The 24,362-nt window shown below is 60.9% G+C and carries 21 protein-coding genes; 8 read left to right on the top strand and 13 right to left on the bottom strand.

Annotation, left to right across the window (positions count from 1 at the left end; all coding sequences use genetic code 11):
- Nucleotides 1-120: 120 nt before the first annotated feature.
- From ACM5SV_RS03875 to ACM5SV_RS03890, 4 genes are all read right to left on the bottom strand, one after another.
- Nucleotides 121-3,123 (bottom strand): PAS domain-containing protein, encoded by a 3,003-nt coding sequence (locus tag ACM5SV_RS03875; RefSeq protein ID WP_017996553.1) that lies wholly within the window; start codon nt 3,121-3,123, stop codon nt 121-123.
- A gap of 138 nt (nt 3,124-3,261) precedes the next feature.
- Nucleotides 3,262-3,636, bottom strand: a complete 375-nt coding sequence (locus tag ACM5SV_RS03880) for a response regulator (RefSeq protein ID WP_012763370.1) — start codon at nt 3,634-3,636, stop codon at nt 3,262-3,264.
- A complete protein-coding gene (locus ACM5SV_RS03885; protein ID WP_419425062.1) occupies nt 3,633-6,293 on the bottom strand; it encodes a PAS domain-containing protein in 2,661 nt (886 codons plus the stop codon). Before ACM5SV_RS03885 ends, ACM5SV_RS03880 begins: the two co-directional genes overlap by 4 nt.
- Nucleotides 6,294-6,433: 140 nt before the next feature.
- Nucleotides 6,434-7,105: a response regulator transcription factor gene (locus tag ACM5SV_RS03890; RefSeq protein ID WP_012763368.1), complete on the bottom strand. Its 672-nt coding sequence runs from the start codon at nt 7,103-7,105 to the stop codon at nt 6,434-6,436.
- 248 nt (nt 7,106-7,353) lie between these two features.
- On the opposite strand from ACM5SV_RS03890, the gene ACM5SV_RS03895 reads away from it, so the two are divergent.
- Nucleotides 7,354-8,286, top strand: coding sequence for a LysR family transcriptional regulator (locus ACM5SV_RS03895; RefSeq protein WP_017996550.1), 933 nt, complete (start codon nt 7,354-7,356; stop codon nt 8,284-8,286).
- A gap of 236 nt (nt 8,287-8,522) precedes the next feature.
- Here the strand turns inward: ACM5SV_RS03895 and ACM5SV_RS03900 are convergent, their stop codons facing one another.
- Nucleotides 8,523-9,191 carry a VOC family protein gene (locus ACM5SV_RS03900; protein WP_017996549.1) on the bottom strand — a complete coding sequence of 223 codons (669 nt, stop codon included), beginning with the start codon at nt 9,189-9,191 and terminating at the stop codon, nt 8,523-8,525.
- A 214-nt stretch (nt 9,192-9,405) separates the two neighbouring features.
- On the opposite strand from ACM5SV_RS03900, the gene ACM5SV_RS03905 reads away from it, so the two are divergent.
- Genes ACM5SV_RS03905 through ACM5SV_RS03920 form a run of 4 tightly spaced genes read left to right on the top strand, consistent with a single transcriptional unit; the run spans nt 9,406 to nt 13,249 of the window.
- Complete coding sequence (locus tag ACM5SV_RS03905; protein ID WP_419425063.1) at nt 9,406-10,692, top strand: epoxide hydrolase family protein; 1,287 nt, start codon at nt 9,406-9,408, stop codon at nt 10,690-10,692.
- 38 nt (nt 10,693-10,730) lie between these two features.
- Nucleotides 10,731-11,540 (top strand): SDR family NAD(P)-dependent oxidoreductase, encoded by an 810-nt coding sequence (locus tag ACM5SV_RS03910; RefSeq protein WP_012763364.1) that lies wholly within the window; start codon nt 10,731-10,733, stop codon nt 11,538-11,540.
- Between the two features lie 35 nt (nt 11,541-11,575).
- Nucleotides 11,576-12,604: a D-cysteine desulfhydrase family protein gene (locus ACM5SV_RS03915; RefSeq protein WP_222016780.1), complete on the top strand. Its 1,029-nt coding sequence runs from the start codon at nt 11,576-11,578 to the stop codon at nt 12,602-12,604.
- A gap of 51 nt (nt 12,605-12,655) precedes the next feature.
- On the top strand, nt 12,656-13,249 hold the full coding sequence (locus ACM5SV_RS03920; protein WP_017996547.1) for an NADPH-dependent FMN reductase: 594 nt from the start codon (nt 12,656-12,658) through the stop codon (nt 13,247-13,249).
- Nucleotides 13,250-13,303: 54 nt separating this feature from the next.
- Here ACM5SV_RS03920 and ACM5SV_RS03925 read toward each other — a convergent pair whose 3' ends face one another.
- From ACM5SV_RS03925 to ACM5SV_RS03950, 6 genes are all read right to left on the bottom strand, one after another.
- Nucleotides 13,304-14,851, bottom strand: a complete 1,548-nt coding sequence (locus ACM5SV_RS03925; RefSeq protein ID WP_012763361.1) for an aldehyde dehydrogenase (NADP(+)) — start codon at nt 14,849-14,851, stop codon at nt 13,304-13,306.
- Between the two features lie 208 nt (nt 14,852-15,059).
- Nucleotides 15,060-15,695: an isochorismatase family cysteine hydrolase gene (locus tag ACM5SV_RS03930; RefSeq protein WP_012763360.1), complete on the bottom strand. Its 636-nt coding sequence runs from the start codon at nt 15,693-15,695 to the stop codon at nt 15,060-15,062.
- Between the two features lie 16 nt (nt 15,696-15,711).
- Complete coding sequence (locus ACM5SV_RS03935) at nt 15,712-16,260, bottom strand: hypothetical protein (RefSeq protein WP_012763359.1); 549 nt, start codon at nt 16,258-16,260, stop codon at nt 15,712-15,714.
- A gap of 85 nt (nt 16,261-16,345) precedes the next feature.
- Entirely contained in the window at nt 16,346-17,335 is a 990-nt protein-coding gene (locus ACM5SV_RS03940; protein ID WP_017996546.1) for an enoyl-CoA hydratase/isomerase family protein, read from the bottom strand.
- On the bottom strand, nt 17,332-17,838 hold the full coding sequence (locus ACM5SV_RS03945; protein WP_128438601.1) for a RidA family protein: 507 nt from the start codon (nt 17,836-17,838) through the stop codon (nt 17,332-17,334). The genes ACM5SV_RS03940 and ACM5SV_RS03945 overlap by 4 nt, the downstream gene beginning before the upstream one ends.
- The gene (locus ACM5SV_RS03950) at nt 17,832-18,557 is read right to left on the bottom strand and encodes an SDR family NAD(P)-dependent oxidoreductase (protein WP_012763356.1); all 726 of its coding nucleotides are present in this window, start codon (nt 18,555-18,557) and stop codon (nt 17,832-17,834) included. The genes ACM5SV_RS03945 and ACM5SV_RS03950 overlap by 7 nt, the downstream gene beginning before the upstream one ends.
- 289 nt (nt 18,558-18,846) lie before the next feature.
- On the opposite strand from ACM5SV_RS03950, the gene ACM5SV_RS03955 reads away from it, so the two are divergent.
- The 3 genes from ACM5SV_RS03955 (at nt 18,847) to ACM5SV_RS03965 (ending at nt 21,969) form a co-directional block, all read left to right on the top strand.
- Nucleotides 18,847-19,932, top strand: a complete 1,086-nt coding sequence (locus ACM5SV_RS03955; protein WP_017996544.1) for an NAD(P)H-dependent flavin oxidoreductase — start codon at nt 18,847-18,849, stop codon at nt 19,930-19,932.
- Between the two features lie 146 nt (nt 19,933-20,078).
- Nucleotides 20,079-21,305 carry a YbfB/YjiJ family MFS transporter gene (locus ACM5SV_RS03960; protein ID WP_419425064.1) on the top strand — a complete coding sequence of 409 codons (1,227 nt, stop codon included), beginning with the start codon at nt 20,079-20,081 and terminating at the stop codon, nt 21,303-21,305.
- A 202-nt stretch (nt 21,306-21,507) separates the two neighbouring features.
- Nucleotides 21,508-21,969 carry a YybH family protein gene (locus ACM5SV_RS03965; RefSeq protein WP_017996542.1) on the top strand — a complete coding sequence of 154 codons (462 nt, stop codon included), beginning with the start codon at nt 21,508-21,510 and terminating at the stop codon, nt 21,967-21,969.
- Nucleotides 21,970-22,017: 48 nt separating this feature from the next.
- On the opposite strand, the gene ACM5SV_RS03970 is transcribed toward ACM5SV_RS03965, so the two are convergent.
- Nucleotides 22,018-23,055: an LLM class flavin-dependent oxidoreductase gene (locus tag ACM5SV_RS03970; RefSeq protein ID WP_128407882.1), complete on the bottom strand. Its 1,038-nt coding sequence runs from the start codon at nt 23,053-23,055 to the stop codon at nt 22,018-22,020.
- 164 nt (nt 23,056-23,219) lie between these two features.
- The gene (locus tag ACM5SV_RS03975) at nt 23,220-24,257 is read right to left on the bottom strand and encodes an alpha/beta fold hydrolase (protein ID WP_017996540.1); all 1,038 of its coding nucleotides are present in this window, start codon (nt 24,255-24,257) and stop codon (nt 23,220-23,222) included.
- Nucleotides 24,258-24,362: the final 105 nt, after the last annotated feature.

A 24,362-nucleotide genomic window follows, 5' to 3' on the forward strand; every position in this document is an offset into this window, starting at 1 on the left:
ACAATTGGACCAAGGTATGGCCGACACCTTGGTATCGGGTGGTTCCTCCGACCGCTCGACTGCCGTGCGGCGATGGACAGGATCACAGCTAGTGCCTGAGCTGAGCAACGGGCCAGGTTTTCAGTGCGAGGCTGCCGTGATGCTTGCCTCTTCGGCCGACGGTACGGAGAAGTGCATGGTGACGCCCGGCCCCTGGTTAGGCTCAGCCCAAAGGCGACCACCATGACTCTCGATGATGGAACGACAGACTGAAAGACCGATCCCCATCCCATTGTTCTTCGTCGTGTAGAAGGCTTCGAAGATCCGCGTCCCTCCGTCTGGGTCGAGACCAATTCCATTGTCGCTAACCGCGACGCTTATCTGCCCATCACCGCCGAGCTGGGTTCGGATCTCGACTAATCTCAGCCGATCCTTCACGCCAGATACCGCGTCAATGGCGTTGCGAAGCAAGTTGTTGATCACTTGTTGAAGTTGGACTCGGTCGCCGTTGACGGGGGGAAGGGAGGTGGCGAAGTGCGTTCGAATAGCGACGCCGTTGCGTCTCTGATCACCTGCAGACAAGGCGACTACCTCACTCACCGCCTCGTTTATATCGACGTCTTCGAATTCGATGTTGCGCTTACTGAATAACGCCCGCAGTCTGGCGATTACCTCGGTGGCACGATTGCCGTCCCTGATCGTGCGCCGCGCCGTCTCAAGGGCCGTTTCTATGTCGGGCGGTGTGGCTGCAAGCATCCGCAGACAGGTGTTCGCGTTCGTGATGATGCCTGACAGTGGCTGGTTCACCTCGTGCGCGATCGCCGCCGACATCTGGCCGAGGCTGAGGATGCTGGTCACTCGCGCAAGCTCTGTGCGCAACCGATCGCGCGCTTCCTCCGTCAAGCGCCTTTGTGTCACGTCTTGGATCGCTCCAAGGCATTCCCGATTTCCATTCCGGTGAATTATAACCTCGCCGATGACGCGAACGTACTTTATGTCGCCGTTGCGGGCGAGAACGCGGACCTCGTATTCCGAGTCCTCGTCGCCTTCGCGTACGGCGCCGATCTTCCCGGCAAAGAGCGCAACGTCGTCCGGGTGTATCCGCTCCGTTATCCGGTCAAACGTCACGACTTCGTCTTTTTCGAATTCGAGGATTCGAAGCCATTCGTCGGACAAGATCAGCTCGTCGGTTTCGACATGCCAGGAGAACGTACCCGTCCTGATCAAGCGCTGGCCTGCAACGAGAAGGGCCTGACTTCTACGCAGTTCATCCTCGGCCTGCTTGCGATCGTCGATGTCAGTCAGTAGTCCATACCATCGGACGATCTTGCCCTCTGCGTCACGAAGTGGCTGTCCTCGCACCTGGAACCATCGGAACACGCCGTCGTGTCTTCGATAACGGCTTTGGTAGTCGTAAGGATTGCCGCTCTTGAGTGCGCCCAGGAAGGTATCGATATTGACTTGCACGTCATCGGGGTGAGTTATGCCGTTCGTTGACCAGTCTTGCACCTCGTCGAGAGAGATTCCGAAGTAGTCCAGTAGCTGTTGGTTGCTCCCGTCGAGCGTTCCATCAGGCTGCGAAAGTATGATCATGCCCGGAACCATGTTGACGATATGGCGGAATTCCCTCTCGCTGTTAGCAAGCGCCACTTCGGCGTGCTTCCGGTCGTCGATATCATTCAGCAGGAAGTACCATCGCACAACGAGGCCCTCGTAGTCGCGCACGGGAGTTCCCCGCACCTGGAACCAACGATAGACGCCGTCGTGCCGACGGAGCCTTTCCACTACCTCGTACGATTGACCAGCGGCGACTGCCTCGGCGAACCTGGCCACGCCCCGGTCACGATCGTCAGGATGAATGATATCGTTGGTCTTCCACTTTTGATGCTCGTTGAAATCATAGCCGAAATATCGCAAGGACTGATCGTTTACGCTCTCCACAGCCCCGTCGGGCCGGAGCACAATGATGAGGCCTGGGATCGAGTTTACGATCAATTGCAGCTCGATCTCGCGCTCGCGCAACGCCTCCACCGCCCTGCGCCCATCATCGATATCAGTCAGCAGACCATACCAGCGGACGATCCCGCCATTATCGTCTTTGACCGGGTGGCCGCGGACCTGGAACCAGCGAAATTCGCCATCATGGCGACGGAAGCGCGTCTCGAAGTCATACGGCTCTCCCGTTTTGAGCGACGCCGTAAATGTCTCGACACAGTGCTGCAGGTCGTCGGGGTGCGTGATACCGTTGGTCGCCCAGTTCACAACCTCCTCCAGGGGCAGTTGGAAGTAGTCGAGAAGCTGTTGATTTGCGCCGTTCAACTGACCTTCGGGCGTAAAGAGCGCGACCATTCCTGCGATAGTGCCGACAATCAAGCGAGACTCTCGTTCACTGTTTGCAAGAGCTACCTCGGCACGTTTTCGGTCATCGATGTCTATCAAAAGATGCAGCCACCGCTGAATCGCACCCGACTGGTCCCGCAGCGGTAGACCAAGTACATTGTGCCACCGATAAATTCCGTCGGCGCGAAGATGGCGGCTCTCAACGTTATAAGACGTGCCCGCCATGTGAGCGGCGATCTGGGCTTCGATGGTTTCCTTCAAGTCATCCGGGTGCACGACCTCCGAAGCCTTCCAGTCCTTTAGATCCGAGAGGCTTAGCCCAAAATAGGAGAGGGTCAGTTGGTTGAGGCCTTCGACTTCCCCAGTCGGTGTTGTCACGGCCACGGGTATCGGGATGCTATCGACGACGAGCTGGAAATCGAGTGCGGCCTGTGACCTTTCCCGTTTTTGAACGACGGGTTCAATATTGGTCGCGACCGCGCACCAATTCACTACGCCGTGGGGAGCGTCTTCCAGAGGTGCCCACTGGATAAGGAAATGGTGAAATTCGCCTGCAGCGTTCCGAAGCCGCGCTTCGATCGTTCCCTGTGTCTCTGCGTGCCTAACGCTCTGCAGATGGGCGGTGACCGCGCCAACGTCGGCCGGGTGCACCGCATCCTCCCAGCGCCAAGACTCTCCGGACGCCGGTCGCAGCCCCGTGAACTCTACCCAGCTTCGGTTGACGAAATCGACTTGGCCATCCTCCAGCATGGTCCATGCCATGCCGGGCAGCGCATCGAAGAATTGAAAGACGTTTATCCCCATCGCCCACTCAAAGCCCACTTTCCGGGCGAGAGCCTACAATATCGATCCTTTGACGGCTACTGCGCGGCACTAGACACTTTAGTACCTACGCGTATGCCGGATTGCGGGGCATCCTACGTCCGCGCCAGCCCCTCTATATCAGTCTATCAATGATGCGAGCCGCAACGCATCCTGAAGGTCGTCGGCGCTGAAGGGCTTGAACAGACAGTCGCAAGCCCCCTCACGTATCAACCTCGACCGCACGTCCTCATCCTTGATCGCCGTTATGAAAATGATTGAAATCCGTCGGCCTCTCCGGTCGAGTTCCTGCTGAAGCTCCGGCCCGGTCATGCCAGGCATTGCCACGTCAAGAATCATGCCGTCGCTGGTTTGTAACGACTTAGAATTCAAAAACGCCTCAGCGGACGAAAAAGCTTCCACGGACAAACCGAACGAGCGGAGAAGATCTGGGAGGGCTTCGCGGACGGATTCGTCGTCGTCGACGACCGAGACATGTCTTTTGCGGCTAGTCATAAATTCCTCTGCATGTCACTTGCCGTCTGGACCGCTGACGGACCGATACTTTCCCCATCGCCGCTCGCAGACGTCGGGACCGAAAATCCTACGATAGCACCATGGTCAGCGTTTGGTTCGGCCCACAGCCGGCCATGATGATTCTCAATAATCGAACGACTGACAGAGAGGCCGATTCCCATGCCGTCTGGCTTCGTCGTGTAAAAAGCGTCGTAAATTCGGTCCACCCCCTGGGGGTCAAAGCCTACGCCGGTATCCTCGATGTAGAGCCGGATTTCTCGAAGGCCTCCCTCTGTCTTCAAACGAATTCGTCGCGGCCGATCTCCCGCGGCCGGCATCGCCTCGATCGAATTTCGAAGGAGGTTCATGATAACTTGCTGAAGCTGCACCCGAGCGCCGGTCACGCGCGGCAAATCGTTTGCGAAGTCGGCCGTCAATGACGTTTTCGCATGCTGCAGATCGCTCGATATCAGTGCGATGACTTCCTCGGCAATCTCATTAACGTCGACTGCCTCGAGGTTCGGCGGTTTGCGGCTAAACAATTCCCAAAGACGGGCGATCACGTCGGCAGCGCGGTTGGCGTCGCGGATCGTTCGCCGTGCCGTGTCCTTCGCGATATCGAGATTTGGAGGATTCGAAGCCAGAACTCGCAGACAAGTCTCCGCATTGGTCACCAGGCCAGCTAGCGGTTGATTCACCTCGTGAGCAATTGACGCGGTCAACACGCCGAGGCTCGTAACGCGAGTTACGTAGGACAGTTCTGATCGCGCCCGATTGAGCGCATCTTCCGCCTTCCGGCTCTCGGTAACGTCCTGCACGGCGCCGATCAATTCCTGATCCCCATCCCTGTTCCGCTCACTATGCGCAAGCACCCGTACGTATTTTGGCGAGTGGCTCGGCGTTATCAGGGTTATGTCGTAGTCGAAGTCGCCGGCCCCTCTGTTGGCTTGATCGATAACCTGCTCCACGGTAGCTAGACTATCGGGATCCAGACGGGACAGGACGATGTCGAGCGTCACCGGCGTCGTCGGATCGACTTCGAAGATACGATAGGTTTCCGCTGACCAGGTGACTTCGCTTGTGCCAAGATTAAGCAAGAAGCTCCCTGTCTTGCTGAGGCGTTGGGCGTCCGCTAGAAACGCCTCGCTTCTGCGCAGCTTCTCCTCGGCTCGCTTTCGGTCGTCAATATCCGTCAATAGTCCATACCACCGGACGATCTCGCCTTCGGCGTCGCGAAGGGGGAGCCCCCGAAGCTGGAACCATCTCCACGTGCCGTCGTGCCGGAGAAAGCGGGTTTCGTAATCGTATGGTTCTCCCGTGGCGATGGAGCCCATGAAGCTATCGATGCAGGTCTGCAGATCGTCGGGGTGCGTGATACCGTTGCTCGACCAGTCATTCAATTCCGACAGCGGACGCTCGAAATAGTCGAGGATCTGCTGATTGCCGTCGATCAACTGGGCGTCTGGCGAGAAGATTGCTATCATTCCTGCGATGCCGTCGACGATCAAACGAGACTCACGCTCTCGTTCGGCCAGCGCTCGTTCCGCGCGCTTCCGGTCTTCGATGTCGATGTGGGTGCCGTACCACTTGATGATCTTGCCGTCTTCACCCAGGAGCGGCGTCGCGCGAAAGAGAAACCACCTGTATCCGCCATCGGCTCCACGCATTCTTGCTTCGAAATCAGCAGGACGACCCGAAGCAAGAGAAGCGATCCAGGACTTTGCGAGATGGCTCGCATCCTCCGGGTGAACGACGGATTCCCAACCGGAACCTTCTGCTTGTTCGGCATTCAATCCTGCATACTCCAGCCATCTATCGTTGACGAAGTCGCAGTAGCCATCGGGGCGGCTCGTCCACACGGTGAGTGGCATCGCGTTGACGATGTTCCGAAGCTCCAGTTCGTTGGATCGTAGCGCGTCCTCGGCCTTCCGCCGATCATCGACATCTATATGGAGCGCGTACCAGCGGGCGATGCCGCCGTTTTCATCCGCGAGGGGATAACCGACGATTTGGAACCATCGATATTCGCCGTCGGCGCGCCGGAGCCGTACCTCGGCCTCGTAGGCCGTGCCTTTGTCGACCGCCTGTTGAACGGCTTTGGTTAACCCCTGCATGTCATCGGGATGGACGACATCACTTCGACCCCAGGAGCGTAGTTCATCAAGCGACCGACCATAGTATTGCAGGAGGTGGCCGTTGATCGCCTCGACGTTTCCGTTCGAATCGAGAACTCCTATGCCGGCCGGAATACTTTCCAAGATAGTCTGATTATCCAATGCCTTCGCGGCGGCGCCGTCTCGTATCTCTGGTCGCGATGCAATGTGCGCCCCCTCGGTCGCCAAGCCGTACCACCTCTCCACCCGGTCGTTTTCGATCAATGGCTTGCAGCGAACATGCAATTCCTGCAACGCGGCGGTGGGGTGACCTATAGGCAATGTGATTTCGAAAGGCTCGCGTCCGGACAGCAGCGCGTCCCACTGCTGTCTCGTGTTCCGCAGGTCTGCGGGAGAGGCGGCTAATGGCCAAACCGTCACCGCTTCGCCAAGCCCGAGGAAATCAACCAAATTGGCGTTCATGAAATCGATGCTGCCGTCCGGTAGGGCGGTAAAAGCCATTCCTGGCAACGCTTCCAGAACCCGAACGAGTTCCACGCTCATATCTATCCTTTTCGCGGGATTGCACCCTCAGGATATCGTGCGTTTTAATCAACCTGCCGTATATTATCCTATGGTATCGGTTGTGCCGTTGTCGCCGGGTTCTACCAAGTTGTGCCGCGCGCCGATCGAGGCTTTACGCTTCAGTGAATTTCGGGTGGCTCCTCCAGCCGAAGGCGCGCGGCCATGTTCACGAGGTCGGGAAGAGTTCGGGCGCACATCTTCCGCATGACTTGGCCGCGATGCGCCTTGACGGTGATCTCGCTGATATCCAACTCGTATGCCACTTGCTTGTTGAGAAGTCCTTTGACCACGCGCACCATGACCTCTCGTTCGCGCTTGGTAAGCGCCTCGTAACACCCTTGCAGCGCAAGCAGGTTGCTCTCGTCACGCAACATGGCCGCGCTCTGTTCCAACGCCGAGCTCACGGCCTCCAGGAACGCAACCGTCTCGATCGGTTTGGTAAGGAAATCCAACGCGCCTCCTTTGAGAGCTTTCACGGTCGTCGGGACGTCGCCGAAACCGGACACGAATATGATCGGCATCCTGCTCCGGCTTATCGTAATCATGCTCTGGAGATCGAGGCCGTTCAGTCCTGGCATATTCACGTCAAGAACCAGGCAGCAGGGAGAGGCCAGAACCGGTGCTTCGAGAAAACTATGCGCGGAGTCAAAAAGCAGGGGTCGCCACCCGGCGGAGCCAATCAGCAGCTCCAGCGATTCTCGCACTGAGATGTCGTCATCAACGACGAAGACTGTCGGTCGATCCTGATCGCCTAGGTTCGAAGTCGTCACCGTGGAGGTCATCCGGTACATGTGCTCTCCCAAAGAGCTGTCCAGGTCGTCGCCAACTTCCCGAAAAATGGTATCACAAAATGTGCGCTTGGCGATAAAATCATCAACTCGCTTAGCAAGCCTGGACAAAATGATCGGTCCAGCGGGGAAGTCCATTGTACGATGGTATCGGGCCTGAAGGGTCGCGCGTCACCTGCTTGTTGGGTAGATGGCTCGTCACCGGCAACTTCGCGCGGCTCGCCGGCGCCTAAAGCGGTCAGGAGCAGATAATGGATCGTATCGATGCAATGAAGGTCTTCGTCACTGCGGTTGAAGAAGGAAGCCTGGCGGGCGCCGCTCGTAGGCTGAAGCGGTCCCCGACTGCGATCAGTCGGGCATTGGGTCTGCTTGAGCAACATGTTGGCGTGGAACTCCTTCACCGAACGACAAGGAGTCTAAAGCTCAGCGAAGCGGGCCAGAGATATGTCGAAGCATGTCGCAGGGTGCTTGTCGATCTCGAGGAGGCGGACATGATCGCCGGCTCAGAGCGATCCTCTCCGCGAGGAACGCTGACAATTTCGGCGCCGCCCATCCTGGGCGAAGAGGTGCTCCGGCCGATCCTCGACAGCTTCCTTCTTGAGAACGCCAACGTCTCCGTTCGGCTTTTGATGCTCGATCGCTTCGTGAACCTGGTCGACGAGGGAGTGGACGTCGCCCTGAGGATCGGAAATCTCGCCGACTCGACCCACATGTCCACGCGCATTGGCGGAGATGTTCGCCGCGTCGTGGTCGCCGCGCCGCAATATCTCGACAGTCGAGCCGCAATCACTGAGCCGTCCGATCTCTCCCGCCACGACTTGATCGCCTTCTCGAACTTCGGCCTCGAATCCTGGAGCTTCGCGCCGGCCAAAGGCACTTCCGTCCCAAGAACCGTTCACTTCACCCCACGCTATCTGGTCAACAGCGTCCGAGCGGCTGCGGCATCGGCCGCCGAAGGAATGGGCGTGACCCGGCTCTATTCGTATCACGTCGCAGAATATGTCCGCGACGGTCGCCTCAGGGTCGTTCTTCATCAGGCGGAGCCACCTGCGCTGCCAGTTCACATCCTGGCCCCTCAAGGACGCGCAGCCGTTCCGAAAGTTCGAACCTTCATCGACTTTGCAGTGCCGCGTCTACGTTCGGAACTTGGACGCATCGCCGCCGAATCCGGAAGCCTCGAATAATTGTGCCGAAACGCGGTTGGCTGTCTGCAGGCAAGCGACGGTTCTCCGCGACGCGCTTCCCAGCTAACCTCCCAGTCACGGTGATGAGCTCGGTACCGGCTCGGTGCTCGTCAACCGAGGCCGACGGACGAGTGTCGCCGGTAGCCAGCGGGAACGCCGGCACGAGAGGACCGGCGTTCTTGCGCAATGGTCGGGGCGGAGATGGTTGCCTGGGGCGCAGGCTTTCGTTCAGGAGGTCACGTCGGCAGGGTTTGGCCAGACTGCTCTTTGACCAGATAGTCGGCGTACCATTCTGGCCACGCCTCGTCGTGCTTGCCGCCGTCGCGCTTCTCATGCTCGCCATGGGCGGCCGCGGCCCTGCGCAGCGCCTCTGCGAGGTCGCCCGCGGATGTGAACGCTGCACCTTTGGTGTCGATGCGACCAGGAAGTCTCGCCGTGACTTCCTGTAGGAGCCAGCCGTTTCCGTCCGGGTCGGAGAAGGAGGCGAAAGAACCGTAGCTCGACCGGGAGGGATGTGGTCCTGGCAGCCGCTGGTCGGCACCCTTGTGATGGAAGACGCCGCCGGCGTCGTGAAAGACGCCGCTCATCTCGGCGCCGCGGGAGGCAAGAGCCGCGTGCGCCATCTCGATGTCGGTAACGACCAAGTGGAGGCCTTGAGCGGAACCGGGTGAGGCGGCCGCCACATTCGATCCGAAAATCATGGAGCAAGGCGATCCTGGAGGGGTCACCTGCACGACGCGAAAACCGTCCTTGCCAGAGACGTCGGCGTCGAGCCTCCAGCCAAGGCCGGTGTAGAAGGACTTGGCGCGATCGACGTCGGACACGGGAATGACGACGACTTCGAGCTTCATGTCGATGTGATCCGCGCGCGCGGATTTGGTTGGGGTGGGTTCTTGGATAGCCATCTCGATCTCCCTGTTAATCGCGGTCACTTTCACCGCGATCGGCACGATGCGCCGTCGCTGTCCCCGATGTCCATTGTCCCAAGGTGTCGATGCGTCGAGCAACGTCGGTAACCGATCCATTGGTATCGCCGATACCTTCGAACAATATCCTCGCCAGCCCTGCCGGACGATCCCTAAGACGCATTCCAACCATTCAGTTTCAACGGAGGACGTCATGTCAGCAAGAGTAGAAACGAGAACCGCACTATCGACGACGCGGCGCCAACTGCTTGCAGTCACAGCCGCGACCGCCGCACTCAGCATTCTCCCCAAGCCCGTCAGGGCGGCGACGGAGGGCGATGCTATCCGCCCCTTCAAGTGCGCAATCCCGCAGGAGGAGGTCGATGAGCTGCGCCGCCGTGTCCGTGCGACACGTTGGCCTGGCAAGGAGACGGTTTCCGACCGTTCGCAAGGCGCGCAGCTTCAAAAGCTAAAGCCGCTCGTGGAGTACTGGGGCAAGGAATACGACTGGCGGCGCGGCGAGAAGAAGCTAAACGCGCATACGCAGTTCATGACCAGGATCGACGGCCTCGACATTCACTTCATTCACGTCAAGTCCAAGCACGCGGACGCCCTGCCGCTGATCATGACGCACGGCTGGCCCGGATCGGTGCTCGAACTCGTCAAGACGATCGGGCCGCTCACCGATCCGACCGCGCACGGCGGCGCCGCGGAGGACGCCTTCCACGTCGTCATACCGTCGATGCCCGGCTACGGCTTCTCGGAAGTCCCAAGCGAAACCGGATGGGGCCCGGACCGCATCGGGCGGGCGTGGCACGTGCTGATGAAGCGGCTCGGCTACGACCGTTATGTGTCGCAGGGCGGGGACTGGGGCGCTGTCGTATCCGACAAGATGGCGGCGCAGGCACCGGACGGACTGCTCGGCATTCACACGAACATGCCGGCGACCGTTCCGCCCGACATTGCAAAGGCGCTCGCCGATGGCGAACCCGCGCCGGCCGGGCTTTCCGAAGACGAGAAGGCCGCCTACGAGCAGATGAACGCGCTGTACACGAAGGGCGCGGGCTACGCTTTGATGATGGTCACGCGGCCGCAGACGCTGGGCTATGCGTTGACCGATTCACCGGTCGGTCTCGCCGCCTGGTACTACGACAAGTTCGCCGACTGGACCTATAGCGGCGGCGATCCGGAGAAGTCGCTGAGCAAGGACGAGATGCTCGACGACATCTCTCTCTACTGGTTCACCGGGACGGCCACGTCTGGCGCGCGGCTCTACTGGGAGAACAACGCCAACAACTTCAACGCCGTCGACATCAAGATTCCGGCCGCGATCACCGTCTATCCCGGCGAGATCTACCAGGCGCCGAAAAGCTGGGCCGAGAAGGCGTACCACAACCTCATCTACTACAGCAAAGTCGACAAGGGCGGGCACTTCGCCGCCTGGGAGCAACCGGAGCTTTTCGCATCGGAGCTGCGTGCGGCGTTCAGAACGCTTCGCTGACAAGCATTCCGAATTCACCTCAATCAAGGAGAACCACAATGACAAACTTTCCAAGAGGCACTGCGCTGATCACCGGTGGATCGTCGGGTATCGGCGCGCTCTACGCCGACAGGCTAGCCCGCCGCGGCTACGACCTGATACTGGTGGCGCGCAGCCAGGATGCGCTCGCCAGGATCAGCAAGGATATCGCAAGTTCGACCGGTCGGAACGTAAAGACCGTCCGGGCCGACCTTGGCCAACGGGACGACCTGCTGAAGGTTGAAGGAATCCTTCGGAGCGACCCGTCGATCACCATGCTCGTCAACAATGCCGGGGTCGGCGCGGTCGAACCGTTGCTCATGTCCGACGTCGAGGCGATGGAAAAAATGATTGCGATCAACGTGACGGCTCTGACTCGTCTCGTCTATGCCGTCGCGCCGTCCTTCGTCGCACGTGAGCACGGCACGATCGTCAACATGGCCTCCGCGTTGGGCGTCGCCCCCGAAATCCTCAACGGGGTCTACGGCGCAACGAAGGCGTTCGTCATCGCTTTGACGTTCTCTCTGCAGAAGGAGCTGGCGGAAAAGAACATCCGGATTCAGGCCGTACTTCCCGGCGCGGTGGAGACGCCTTTCTGGGAGGCATCGGGCGGCTCGCTCGACCGCCTGCCCGACCAGATCGTCATGAAGGCCGAAGATGCGGTCGATGCTGCACTCGCCGGTCTCGACATGGGCGAACTGATGACCCTTCCTTCGGTACCCAACATCGACGACTGGAACGCATACGAGGCGGCTCGTCAGAAGCTGATGCCGAACCTTTCTCGCAACGTTCCTGCCCCGCGCTACCGGACGCCGGCGCTAGCGTCCTGACACCGGTACGACAACACTCAAGAAGCGAGGCAGAGATGTCCGACTGGGATCTTTTGAACCGGTTTCCGCGCGTACGCCTGGTGAACGGACCGACGCCGATCCAGCGGCTGGATCGTCTGGAGCAAGTGCTCGGCGAGAGCCGACGAGGCGTCTCGATCTGGGCGAAGAGAGACGATCTGATGGAACTCGGGGGCGGGGGCAACAAGCTCCGCAAGCTTGAATTCCTCATCGGCCAGGCCCGGTCGAAAGGCTGCGATACCCTCGTCGTAACCGGCGGCGTGCAGTCAAATTTCGCCCGTCTGGCCGCGGCCGCCTGCGCCAGAACCGGACTGGCATGCGAGGTCGTTCTCACTCAAATGGTGCCCCGCGGGACCGAGATCTACCAGGCCAACGGCAACGTCTTGTTGGACCGGGTCTTTGGCGCCCGCGTCCACCTCCTCGGCACCGGCGACGATGCGAGCGCGTTCGCCACGGCCCGCGCGTCGGAGATCGCCGCGGCCGGAGGGAAGGCTTTCGTGGGCACGCTTGGCGGTTCGACGCCGGTCGGAGCTCTGGGCTACGTCGACTGCGCATTCGAAATCGCAGCGCAATCGACTGAGATCGGCATCGCGTTCGACCACGTCGTCATCCCGAACGGTAGTGGCGGCATGCACGCCGGTCTGGCCGTGGGAGATGCCCTGGTCGGAAAAAATCCTTCCAGGATCAGAGCATACACCGTGCTCTCGCCAGCGGAGACATGCGTCGCCGCGACGGTGGAGAAGGTCAATGCGGTCTTCGACCTCCTCGGGAAGAAGGACCGAATTCGAGCTGAGGAGCTGGCGATAGACGGCGCGAAGCTCGGTGGCGGCTACGGCGTGCCGACGTGCGAAATGATTGAAGCGATCAGGCTCGTCGGCCGCTCTGAAGGCCTGCTTCTGGATCCCGTCTACGGAGGGAAAGCCTTTGCCGGCCTGCTGTCCGATATCGAAAACGAAGTCATCGCGCCAGGATCGAACGTCCTGTTCGTCATGACGGGAGGTTCTCCTGGGCTTTATGCCTATGCAGACGCCCTGAGTAGCGACTGATCCTCTCCCAGAGGGTCATTATCATCAACCCGACATAAAATTAGGAATGCCATGCCTACGAAACCTAAGATCGCCATCATCATCGGCTCCACCCGACCGACCCGTTTCGCCGACAAGCCCGCACAGTGGATACTGAAGCAGGCTCAGGCCCGCGACGACATCGACGTCGAAATCGTCGATCTGCGTGACCATCCCCTGCCGTTCTTCGACGAGGTGGCGTCGAACGCCTACGCACCCAGCCAGAGTGCCGAAGCCGTTCGTTGGCAGCACACCGTCGCCCGCTACGACGGGTACATCTTCGTTGTCGCGGAATACAATCGCTCGATCACCGGCGTGCTGAAGAACGCCCTCGACCAGTCCTATGTGGAATGGGCGCGCAAGCCGTTCACTGCGATCGCCTACGGCACCGCGGGCGGGTCGCGCGCACTTGAGCATCTTCGCGGAATCGGCGTCGAGCTGCAGATGGTTTCCACGCATGCGGCCGTTCATATCGGCGGCAGCGACTTCTTCACCGTTTTCTCGATGGGCGGCAACAAGCCGATCGAAGAGATCGAAGCAAACCTCCTGCCATCGGCGAAGACTGCGCTGGACGAGCTGGTCTGGTGGGCGAAGGCCACGATGGCTGCGAAGGCTTCAGAGGTCTAACCTCTGCAAGACAAGGAGCGGGGGCGTGAGCCGCCCCCCTCCAGTTTTTATCTTCTACGCGCGAGGGGCGGCCTTAACATCCTTGAGTGGGGCTGGAAGCAGGCCGACCGGAAAGTCCTGGTAGGAGACTGGGCGCAGGAAACGATAGATCGCCAATGTGCCGACCGACGTCGATCTTCCGTCCGACGTCGCCGGATAAGGTCCGCCATGGACCATCGCCGGGGAGACTTCGACGCCCGTCCCGAAGCCGTTGACGAGGAGCCGGCCGGCGAGAAGTTCCAACTGCGGGATCATCTGCGAGGCCGCATCGACGTCCTTGGCATCCACGTGTAGCGCGATCGTCAACTGTCCTTCCAAGGATTCGACCACTTTACGGAGGTCGTCGTCGTCGTGGCAACGAACGATCAGCCCCGCCGCGCCGAACACCTCTTCCTGGAGCTCTGGATTGGCGAGAAAGTCAGCCGCCGTCGTCTCGAAAAGCGCGGCAGACGCTTGATGAGCCGTTCCGTTTTTCCCCGCAGAGACCTGCGAGACGGGCGGTGAAGACGACAGCCTTGCCACGCCCTTTCGATACGCCTCGCAGATGCCGCCTGTCAGCATGGTCTGAGCCGGCGCTTCGGCCAACGCCGCCGCTGCGCTCTCGATGAAAGCGTCGAGGCCCGCTCCCTCGATGGCGATGATCAAACCAGGATTCGTGCAGAATTGACCGGCGCCGAGGGTCAGCGAAGCCGCGAACGATCTCCCGATTTCCGCGCCCCGGCCCAGCAGTGCGTTTGGATAGAGGATTACGGGGTTGATGCTGCTCATTTCGGCGTAGACGGGTATCGGCTGCTTCCGCTCCGACGCGATCTTCATCAACGCGGTGCCGCCGCGGCGCGAGCCGGTGAAGCCAACTGCGCGTACCCGGTGGTCGGCGACCAGGGTCTGGCCGACCTCGAAGCCTGCGTCGAACAACAGCGCGAAAGTCCCCGACGGGAGCCCGCATGCAGCGACGGCGTCGACGACGGCCTTGCCAACCAGTGCAGAGGTTCCGGGATGGGCGGAGTGCGCCTTGACGATCACCGGACAGCCGGCCGCGAGGGCGGAGGCAGTGTCGCCGCCAGCGACGGAAAAGGCTAGGGGGAAGTTCGACGCCCCGAACACTACGACCGGTCCGAGAGCGATGTTGCGGAGCCGAAGATCAGGCTTCGCCACCGGCTTGCGGTCGGCGTCGGCGGGATCGAAACGCAGTTCCTGGAAAACGCCGTCGCGGACTTCCTTGGCGAAGAGCCGAAGCTGTCCGACCGTTCGGGCGCGCTCTCCTTCGATGCGGCCGCGCGGCAGTCCCGTCTCGTCGATTGCTCGCAGGACGAGTTCGTCCCCGATGGCCAGAATTCCTTCCGCGATCGCTTCCAGGAAGCGGGCCCGATCCTCGAGCGATGTTTCCTTGTAGACCGGGAAGGCGTCCCAAGCCAAAGACGCGGCTTGCTCGACCTGCTCCCTGGTCGCGCCCGCAAAGCTCGGCTCCATGGAGCTGCCGCTGGCTGGGTTGATCGCGGAGAATGTCGCGGCCGCGCCGCGCATGCTCGCGCCGCCGATGAGGAGGTCGCCGGAGAGTGTCATCGTGGATCCTTTCGAAACGAAGAGCCGATACTGTCCTCCACTCATGTTGGAGGCTCGACGCTAACCGTTGGCAGTTGGCTTTGACCTCAAATAGGCGTCGACGCGAGGCCTGCCAACCCTCGGCATGCAAATAGTATTACTTTTCAAATGGAGCTGCATCCGGCAAGCTTGATGCCCCCCGAATGCAAGTAGCCCGTAAAATGGCTGCCTACGCCTCCTGGGTGAGGGCGATCGCCGCCACGGTTTCCTTGGTGTCGATGATGGCGCTGGCATAGCTGGGCAGATTGACCTCCAGTGCCGCATGCATCATTTCCGGCGAATAGTCGGCGACCGCATCCTTAACGACGGTCACGTCGTAGCCAAGTTCGGCGGCGTACCGGACGGTTGCTTCGATGCAGGTGTGGGCCACCAATCCGATCACGATGACACGCTGGATGCCATGCCGCTTCAGCTCGAGATCGAGATCGGTGTTGGCAAAGCCGCTCGAGCACCAATGCTCGGATGCGACGACCTCGCCGGCCACGGGCACGAACTCGGCTCTAAACTCACCGCCCCACGTGCCGAACTCGAAGCTCTTGCGGTGCCAGGCCGCACGCTGGATCGGCGCCACATACTTCCAATTCTCGTAGTCTCCGGCCCGATAGCGATGATGCATCGCGAAAAAGACCCGGAGCTTGGCTTCGCGGGCGGCAGTTAGCACTTCGAGCATGTGCGGCACGCAGTTGTTCGCCTCGGCGACCTCCTTAATTCGGGGCCAGATCTTGCCGCCCTCCGAGATGAAGTCGTTGTAGGGGTCGACCACCAGCAGGCCAGTGTTATTCCGATCAAAGGAAAGTTCTGTCATGATGTTTTCCTTCGGCTCAAGCCGCTTTCGTGGCCGAATTCTTCAGGGCCGCGCGCTCAATGCTCGCCGCGAACAGCGGCGTCTCGCCCTTGTTGTGAGCAATCGACATCGGCTGTCGCTGCGTGCGGAAGAGTTCGAACGGGATGCCCTGGCGATCAAGGAAGGCCATCATCTCGTCGGTCGCGTAGGATTGGACCCGGTTGGTGAATTCGCAGCGGTTCGCATCGAGCTTCTTCACACTCAGTTCCCAGGTGACGTGGATGGTGACCCGGCCGTTCGGCGTAAAGACGTCGGAATCGGAGTCGAGGATGAGATGATCCTTTTCGCCGAGTGTTTCGTGGTAATGCTGGACCATCAGACTGCCGCCGATTGTCTCGACATTTATCGACATCCGCGTGCCGTCGTCCGCTGTCGTGAAGCCCGCTGCGATGTGGGCAGGCGAGCATCCCTGGTATTCCTCTTCCGGCAGGTTAAAACACCATGTCGGAATATCGATCGTCTCGATCGGGGCGTTGATGATGGCCGAAAAGCTGGAATCGACGATCTGGTTTTCAAGGCTGTGCATGAGACTTCTCCTTTGTGGTTGAGTGCGTTGAAGGACGTTGATGCCCGCGCGACCTGCCGAGTCCTTGCGCGGGCACCGCCTCGGCCTACTCGTCGGCCAGAGTTTGCGTGTAGTGTCCGAGCCTGGCCTCGATGTCCGGGTCCTTCTGCAGGCCCATGTCCATCAGGCGTCCGATGTTCTTCTGCGCCGCCGGACGCTGGACCGACGTAATGAAGGCGTCCCAGCCTGCGGCGATCTCGGGGTCGCTCGGAAGGCTCGCGAAGTCGACCAGGCGTTTGGTGTCGGCGATCGCCTGGCGATCAAAGCCAGAGATCCGGGTAGCGAGAGCGTCGACGAACGGATCGAGCTTGTCGTCGTCGAAGGCGCGATTAACGTATCCGTACTTCTCAGCGAGATCGCCATTGATGTCGTCGGAGCCAAGCAGGACCTCCAGCGCTCGACCGCGCCCCATCAGCCGCGGTAGCCGCGCCATCGGGCCGCCGCCGGGGACGAGTGCCGCACCGACCTCCCACTGAGAGAGAATTGCTTTCTGACGGCTCGCGAAGCGCATGTCGCTGGCGAGAGCAAGCTCGCTTCCGACCCCCGTCGCGCGGCCGCGGATCAGCGCGATCGAGACGACTGGCGACTTGCTGATACGGACCAGCATGTCGGGCAGGGGGTGCAAACCGGTCGGGCCAGAAGGGAGGCTGGTGGATTCGGCGAGAGGCGGCGTAAAGTTGTAGTGGGTGAGGAAGAACCCCGGCACAGCGCTGTCGAAGACGACGACTCGAAGATTAGGATCGCTCTCGATTTCGGCCACCACTTTCTCCATCTGAGGGATCGTCTCCGGTCCGAAGATGTTGAAGGGCGGGTTGTCGAAGGTGACGCGCCAGTAGGCGGGCGTCCGCTTATCCACCTTGATCTGTGCATGTTCCCGACCTGGGTCGGCCTTGACCTCTGCAGCACGATCCACTTTCTCGGCGACCTTCGTCTGACCGGAAAGGGCGAGCGCTGGAAGCAGCAGTAGCGCCGCGGCGGTAAGGGCTTTCGACGACATCGCGATGGCGCTTGTCCTGGTTGGTTGTCTGACCTTCATGGTTGGCTCCGTTCTTGAGTTTGTGAGACGAATGCTGGCCCGATCTCGAAGACCAGTTCGACCTCGACGGGCATTCCAAGCGGTATGCTGGAAACGCCGAGGACGACACGGGGAGGGAGCCGGGCGGGACCGAACACATCGAGCAACAGCTCTGACGCTCCATCGGCGACTTTGGGGTGTTCATGGAAATCGGCGGGGCAGGCGATGTAGACTCCCAGCTTGGCGACCGATCGGATCCTGTCCAGCGTTCCTAGCTGCGACTGCGCGGCGGCTAGACCACTAAGGCAGGCCGCCCGCGCCGCGTCGTAGCCTTCGGCGACGGACAGCTCGCGGCCGACGAGGCCCGTATAGAGTGGCAAATGTCCGGCGACCGGTAGCATGCCGCTTAGGAAAAGCAGCGAGCCGCTTTGGAACGCTTCGACATACGCGCCGAATGGCGTGGGCGCCTTCGGGAGGCATATCGCCAGTTCCTTGATGCGCGCCTCAGCGCTCGCGACTACCATTTGCCCAGATGTGCGCCGTTGTCGACGTGCAGCACCTCCCCGGTGATGTTGGAGGATTCCGTCAGATAGACGACGCCGTCGACGATCTCCTGAACCGCCGTGATAGTCCCCATCGGCGACAAGGATTCGAGGAAGGACCGCGGGTTTTTCGCATGGAGAGGAGTGTCGACCACCCCCGGAGACAGGGCGTTGACGCGGATGTTGTCCTTGGCGAACTCCAGCGCCAGGCTCTTGGTGACGGCGTTGAGGCCGCCCTTGGTGACCATTGGAAGCGACGCGGTCACGCCGGCAATCGGATGGTCCGTCAGGGACGACGTGATCGTCACGACGCTCCCGCCGGACTTCTGGCGCAGCATTTGTCCGATCGCGCGCTGCGTGAAATGGAGGAATCCCTCGACGTTCGTCGCGCACAGGCGCCGGAAATCGTCGATGGTGTATTCGAGGAACGGTTTGGTGAAGAACACTCCGGCATTGTTCACGAGTGCGTCGATCGAGCCGAACTGCTCAATCGCCGCCGCCGCCGCCCGCTCGGCGGTTTTCGGATCCGCGACGTCGCCGCTGATCAGTTCCAATCGCCCCGCACGGTCGAAAAGCGTGCTCTCGCTGATGTTCCGAGAGGTTCCGACGACGTTCCAGCCCTTGTCCAGGAACGTCTTGACGAGTCCGGCTCCGATCCCTTGCGACGCGCCCGTGATGATAACAGTCTTATGCACGCTCATGCCTGCCTCCGTTGTGGCGACGCGGGTACCCTTCGTCCGCCAGGTGGCGGTCGGTCGCTTTGTTCCTCGTGTGATGCGTTGATCCAGCCATCGGCCGGGAGCTTCCCGGCGGTCGCGCCGTCGTCCGCTCTGCCACGACAATCGCGCCGAAAATCGGGCCCCGATATTGTACCAAGGTGTTCCCGATACCTTCGGATTGGGTCGCTCTTCAGGACACCAAGGTCCAATAGACGCGGGTCAGTGGCCGGAGGTATCAGCGTTGCAACGTCACGCATGACAAGGAGTCCACATGACCCGCTGGCCGGATCGCCGAATTCTCGACCTGTTTGGAATCGAGCTTCCCATCATCCAGGCGCCGATGGCCGGAGCCACGACGGTCGAAATGGTCGTCGCCGCGGCCAAGGCCGGCGGTCTGGGATCTCTCCCAAGCGCTCAGTTAAACGTCGAGGGGCTGCGTCAGGCCCTCCATGAGATCCGCGGCGCTACCCACGCGCCTGTGAACGTGAACTTCTTCTCACATGTTTCCCCCGCCGAAGATGTGGCAGCGCAGATGCGATGGAGAGCCCTGCTCGCGCCCTACTTCGTAGACGCAGGACTTGACCCCGCCGCGCCGATCGCCGCGGCGGGCCGTGCACCATTCGACTCTTCGTTTTGCGAGGTGGTCGAGGAGTTGAAACCGGAGGTCGTGAGCTTTCATTTCGGGCTGCCCGAAAAGTCACTGGTGCAGCGTGTGAAGGCGACAGGCGCGAAGATCATATCATCCGCCACGACCGTGGCCGAGGCCGTCTGGCTCGAAAAAAACGGCGTCGACGCGGTCATCGCCATGGGTTTCGAGGCCGGCGGACATCGCGGGAATTTTTTGAGCCAGGACATGACGACACAGGTTGGAATCATGGCGCTCCTGCCCCAGGTGGTCGACGCGGTGCGGGTGCCGGTCATCGCCGCCGGCGGGATCGCCGACGGGAGAGGTGTCGCCGCCGCCCTGATGCTCGGAGCTTCCGCCGTCCAGGTCGGGACAGCCTACCTGTTCTGCCCTGAGGCGAGGATTCCCGCAGTTCAGGCAGAGGCGCTGGCTTCGGCCCGAGACGACAGCACCGCGATAACGAACGTTTTTACCGGCCGTCCAGCGAGAGGCATCGTAAACCGTCTGATGCGCGATCTAGGTCCAATCTCAGATGCCGTGCCCGCATTTCCAACTGCCGGAGGAGCTCTCGTTCCCATCAGAGCAAAAGCCGAGGCGGAGTCGAGGAACGATTTTACGAACCTCTGGTCGGGGCAGGCCTCCCGTCTTGCTTTGAAAGTTGGTGCCGAGGAATTGACGCGAGAGCTCTACCAATCCGCGTTGGACGTTATCGCACGCCGCAGTCCTACCTGACGGCATCCCGCAGATCCTTCCGGATCCCGGCAGACAGCCTGCCGCAGACTGACGGTTCACGCAGACCTCGACCAATCTACCTGAAGGGGAGCAGCCGTCGCGCGAATTCGTGGCGACATATCTCCAATCGAACAAAGGACAGCGTCATGTCTAAACACAGCCCCAGCCCATATGTGGTCGTGCTCGCGGGATCGGCGTCCCTCGCCATCGCCATGGGCGTCGGTCGGTTCGCATTCACTCCAATTCTGCCGATGATGCTACACGACGGCGTCGTTGATCTTTCGCGAGCCGGAGGACTCGCGACTGCCAACTACGTCGGCTACCTGGTCGGTGCATTGGCAGCGATGGCAGTACCCAAGAGGTGGGACCATACCTTCGTCATACGCCTGACACTGGTGGCCACGGTTCTGCTTACGGCTCTGATGTCAGTGCCCTATGCCGAGGCCTGGGTCGCTCTTCGGTTCTTGGCGGGCGTCGCTTCGGCGATCGGATTCGTCTTCACCTCCGGTTGGTGTCTCGCCCAGCTTTCGGGAACCGGCAGCTCGATCGGAAGCGCCATATTCACGGGACCCGGCGCAGGCATCGCCGTGTCCGGGCTGGCCGCCAGCGGGATGACCATTCTCGGGCTGTCCGGCCACACCGCCTGGCTGATATTCGCCGCGATCTCCGCCACGATCAGCGGGATCATCTGGAAGACCTTCGGCGAGAGCGCGAAGCCATCCGACGCCTATTCGGTGGGGGCGCCGACGCGCGCCTCCGGCAAGGTGCCGAAATCGGAAATGCCTCTATTTGCGATCGCATACGGGCTGGCCGGCTTCGGCTACATCGTCACGGCGACCTATCTTCCGGTGATCGCGAAGAACAGCATTCCTGGTTCACCCTTGCTCACCGTCTTCTGGCCGCTTTTCGGGGTCGCGGCAGTCGTCGGATCGCTGCTGGCGGCGCGCGTTCCGCATAGCGCCGACGTGCGGCTCCATCTGATTGCCGCATACCTCGTGCAGGCGGTCGGGGTGGGGCTGTCGGTTATCTGGCAGGACGCTTTCGGTCTTGCACTCAGCAGCGTTCTCGTAGGCCTGCCGTTCACTGCGATCAGCTTCTTCGCCATGAACGAAGTTAGGCGGATCAGATCGAGCCACCACGCGCGTTACATGGGACTGCTGACGGCGGTGTTCGCGATCGGACAGATCATGGGGCCGCCTGCCGTAGCAGTGATCATGAGGCACGTGGTGAACGTAGACGCCGGGTTCGATCTCGCGCTTGCCGTCGCCAGCATCGCGCTCGTAGTCGGCGCCGCGATCTATGTTGCGATGATCCTGCTGTTTCCAAGCGAGCGGAATGCGAGGACCGCAGGGCGCTCGGTCCGTCCCACTTGAAAATCACGCGCTTCTATCTTCTCCGATGCGATCGTCGCGTATCTCCAAATTTATGCTCGACACCATCGTACAATAGAAGGGTTGGTATCGATTGCGCATGCTGCCCTGACGTAGAGACGGGTAAACCAAGTTGGCCAGTACGAGGAGAGTTACATGCTTTCCAAGTGCGTCAGCCACCTTTGAGGAAGTACGGAGAAAATCAATGGACCGGCATCTCACAGAAGTTAACGGCGGCGAGACGGCGCAGGACGATGGAACCGCCTTGGATGCTTTGATACGATTCTATCGAGCCTTCAACGCTGGCGATCTCAAAGGGCTGGAACAGGTCTGGCTCGGCGGCTCGGATCCCAGCATGGACAATCCGATCGGCGGCATCCGCCGCGGTTGGGACCAGATCGCCGACGGGTATTCAAAGCTCTTCAAGGGAAAAACGAAGGTTCAGGTGACCTTCCACGACTTTACGAGCCAGGGCGGCGACGAGTGGCACCTGTTCGTCGGCCGCGAACGCGGAGTATGTCAGACGGCGACAGAGACGCTTGATGTCGCCTTCCGGACGACCCGGTGGTTTGTACGCAAGGACGGCGGTTGGCGACAGCTTCACCATCATGGGTCCGTCGAGGATCCGCAGATGCTGGCTGCCTATCAGAAACTGATCTTCGGTTGAAGAGATGGGGCGCCGGCAAACGTCGGCGCTCCGCGCGACGCGCACCCGCTAGTCGCGAAGCTGTCCACGCACCAAAGGCGCGACGTCGGTTCCCAGCAGCTCGATCGAACGACGCATCGCTTCCGCGTCGAGCGCGGCGGTGCTCATCTGAAAGGTGATGCGAGCAATTCCTCCCAACGTTCTGTTAACATGGGATATCTTGGCAGCCACCGTCTGGGGGCTGCCGACGAGGAACGCGCCACCCGGCCCGCACATATGCTCGAACTGAGCCTGCGTCGGCGGCGGCCAGCCGCGCTCTCTTCCGGCGTCCGTGAACATTTGGAACCAGCCGGGGAAAAACGCTTTCTTTGCGGCCACGTCGGTCTCTCCGACAAAGCCAAGAGCGTGGACGCCTATCCGCTGGTTTTCAGCGGGATGCCCGGCGACGAGCCATGCTCGACGATAGAGCTCGACCAGGGGCAGAAAGCGCTCGAAGCTCCCTCCGATGATGGCCACCATCAGCGGGAGGCCGAGAGTCCCTGCGCGGACGAAGGATTCGGGCGTGCCGCCAGCGCCAAGCCAGATTGGCAATTTGGGCTGATGCGGACGAGGGAAGACACCCTCGCCATTCATCGCAGGACGAAACCGGCCCTGCCACTTGATGTTGGGCTGCTCCCTGATCTTGAGCAGTAGGTCCAGCTTTTCCGCAAACAGCGCATCGTAGTCCCTCAGGTCGAAGCCAAACAGGGGATAGGCCTCCACGGAAGAGCCACGACCGACCACGATCTCCGCTCGTCCGCGGGATATCAGGTCCAGCGTTGCGAACTCCTGGAAAAGCCGGACGGGATCGGAGGCGCTAAGGACGGCGACGGCGCTCGTCAGCCTTATCGACTTGGTGCGCGCCGCCGCTGCGGCAAGTATCACGGCGGGCGCGGAATCAAGCGCGTTTTTCCTGTGGTGTTCGCCCATTCCGAAGACGTCCAGACCGACCTGGTCCGCCAGCTCCACCTCGGAAAGTACGCTCTCCATTCGATCGACGGCCGACTGCAGGCGACCCGTGTCAGAGTCGGGCAGGAGCATCGCAAAACTATCGATACCGATTTCCAAAGTTGAATCCTTTCAAGGAGCTCGCACCCGGAGCCACGGCGTTCTGACGCCTTCCCGGCGGAAGCGCTTCCCATCTCACGACTAGGCGATGCCTCGCCAGTGTGGTTTTTCGGATGGAGATCATCGATTTTTTCGATAATTGAGCGCGTCGGGACCCCGGTTGCTCACGCCCAGGAATCGACATCTCTTACCGCCTTGGCGAACGCCTCGGGCGCCTCCTGCGGCAAATTGTGGCCGATCCCGCCCGCCGCGAGACGGTGTTCGTATTTCGCCTTGAACTTTGCGGCGTAGGCGTTGGGATCCGGATGAGGCGCTCCGTTGGCGTCGCCCTCCATCGTGATCGTCGGCACATGGATCTCGGGACCGGCCGCAAGCCTGGTCTCGAATTCGTCGAACCGTTTTTCACCTTCCGTCAGGCCCAGCCGCCAGCGGTAGTTATGAACGACGATCGAGACGTGATCGGGATTGGTAAATGCTTCTGCACTCCGATCGAAGGTCGTGTCGTCGAACTTCCACTGCGGCGAGGCGAGACGCCAGATCAGCTTGGCGAAGTCGTTCGTATATTTTTCATAGCCGTCGCGACCGCGGTCCGTGGCGAAGTAGAACTGATACCACCACTGAACCTCCGCGGCTGGGGGCAGGGGCGCCTTTCCAGCAGCTTGGTTCCCTATGAGATAGCCGCTGACGGATACTAAACCCCTGCATCGTTCTGGCCAGAGCGCTGCGACGATGTCGGCGGTCCGCGCACCCCAGTCGAACCCGGCGACCGTCGCCTTTTCAATTTTCAAGGCGTCCATCAGCTTGAGGGCGTCGACAGCAAGCGCCGACTGTTGGCCGTTCCGCATAGTGTCATCGGACAGGAATCTAGTGCTGCCGTATCCGCGCAGATGCGGCACGATCACACGATGACCACGCTCCGCGAGCAAAGGCGCCACCCCGGCGAAGGCGTTGATGTCGTAGGGCCAGCCGTGGAACAGCATAACGGGCGAGCCGTCTTCAGGACCGAGCTCGGCGTATCCGACATTCAGGTCTCCGGCGTCGATACGCTTGTCGGCAACCAGGCACATACCCTTGTGCCGTACCGGCCCTTTGATCTGCTCGGCACCTTCGACGCGCCCTGCGAGGATTCCTGCGGCCGTCAGCCCGAGTGCCACTCCGCCAAAGGAGCGGCGTGTCCAGGTCGCGTTGTTTGAGTTGCTCATGGCTGTGTCTCCAAAGATCGCTTGTTGAATGCCTGCCGCACGACAGGCCCTTGCGAGTCCATTTCAGACAGGTGGCAGAAATGCGCTACTGTCCAATGGTGTCGG

It is taken from the genome of Rhizobium sp. CRRU65, assembly GCF_048551595.1.
In the GTDB taxonomy this organism is placed as follows: Bacteria; Pseudomonadota; Alphaproteobacteria; order Rhizobiales; family Rhizobiaceae; genus Rhizobium; species Rhizobium leguminosarum_J.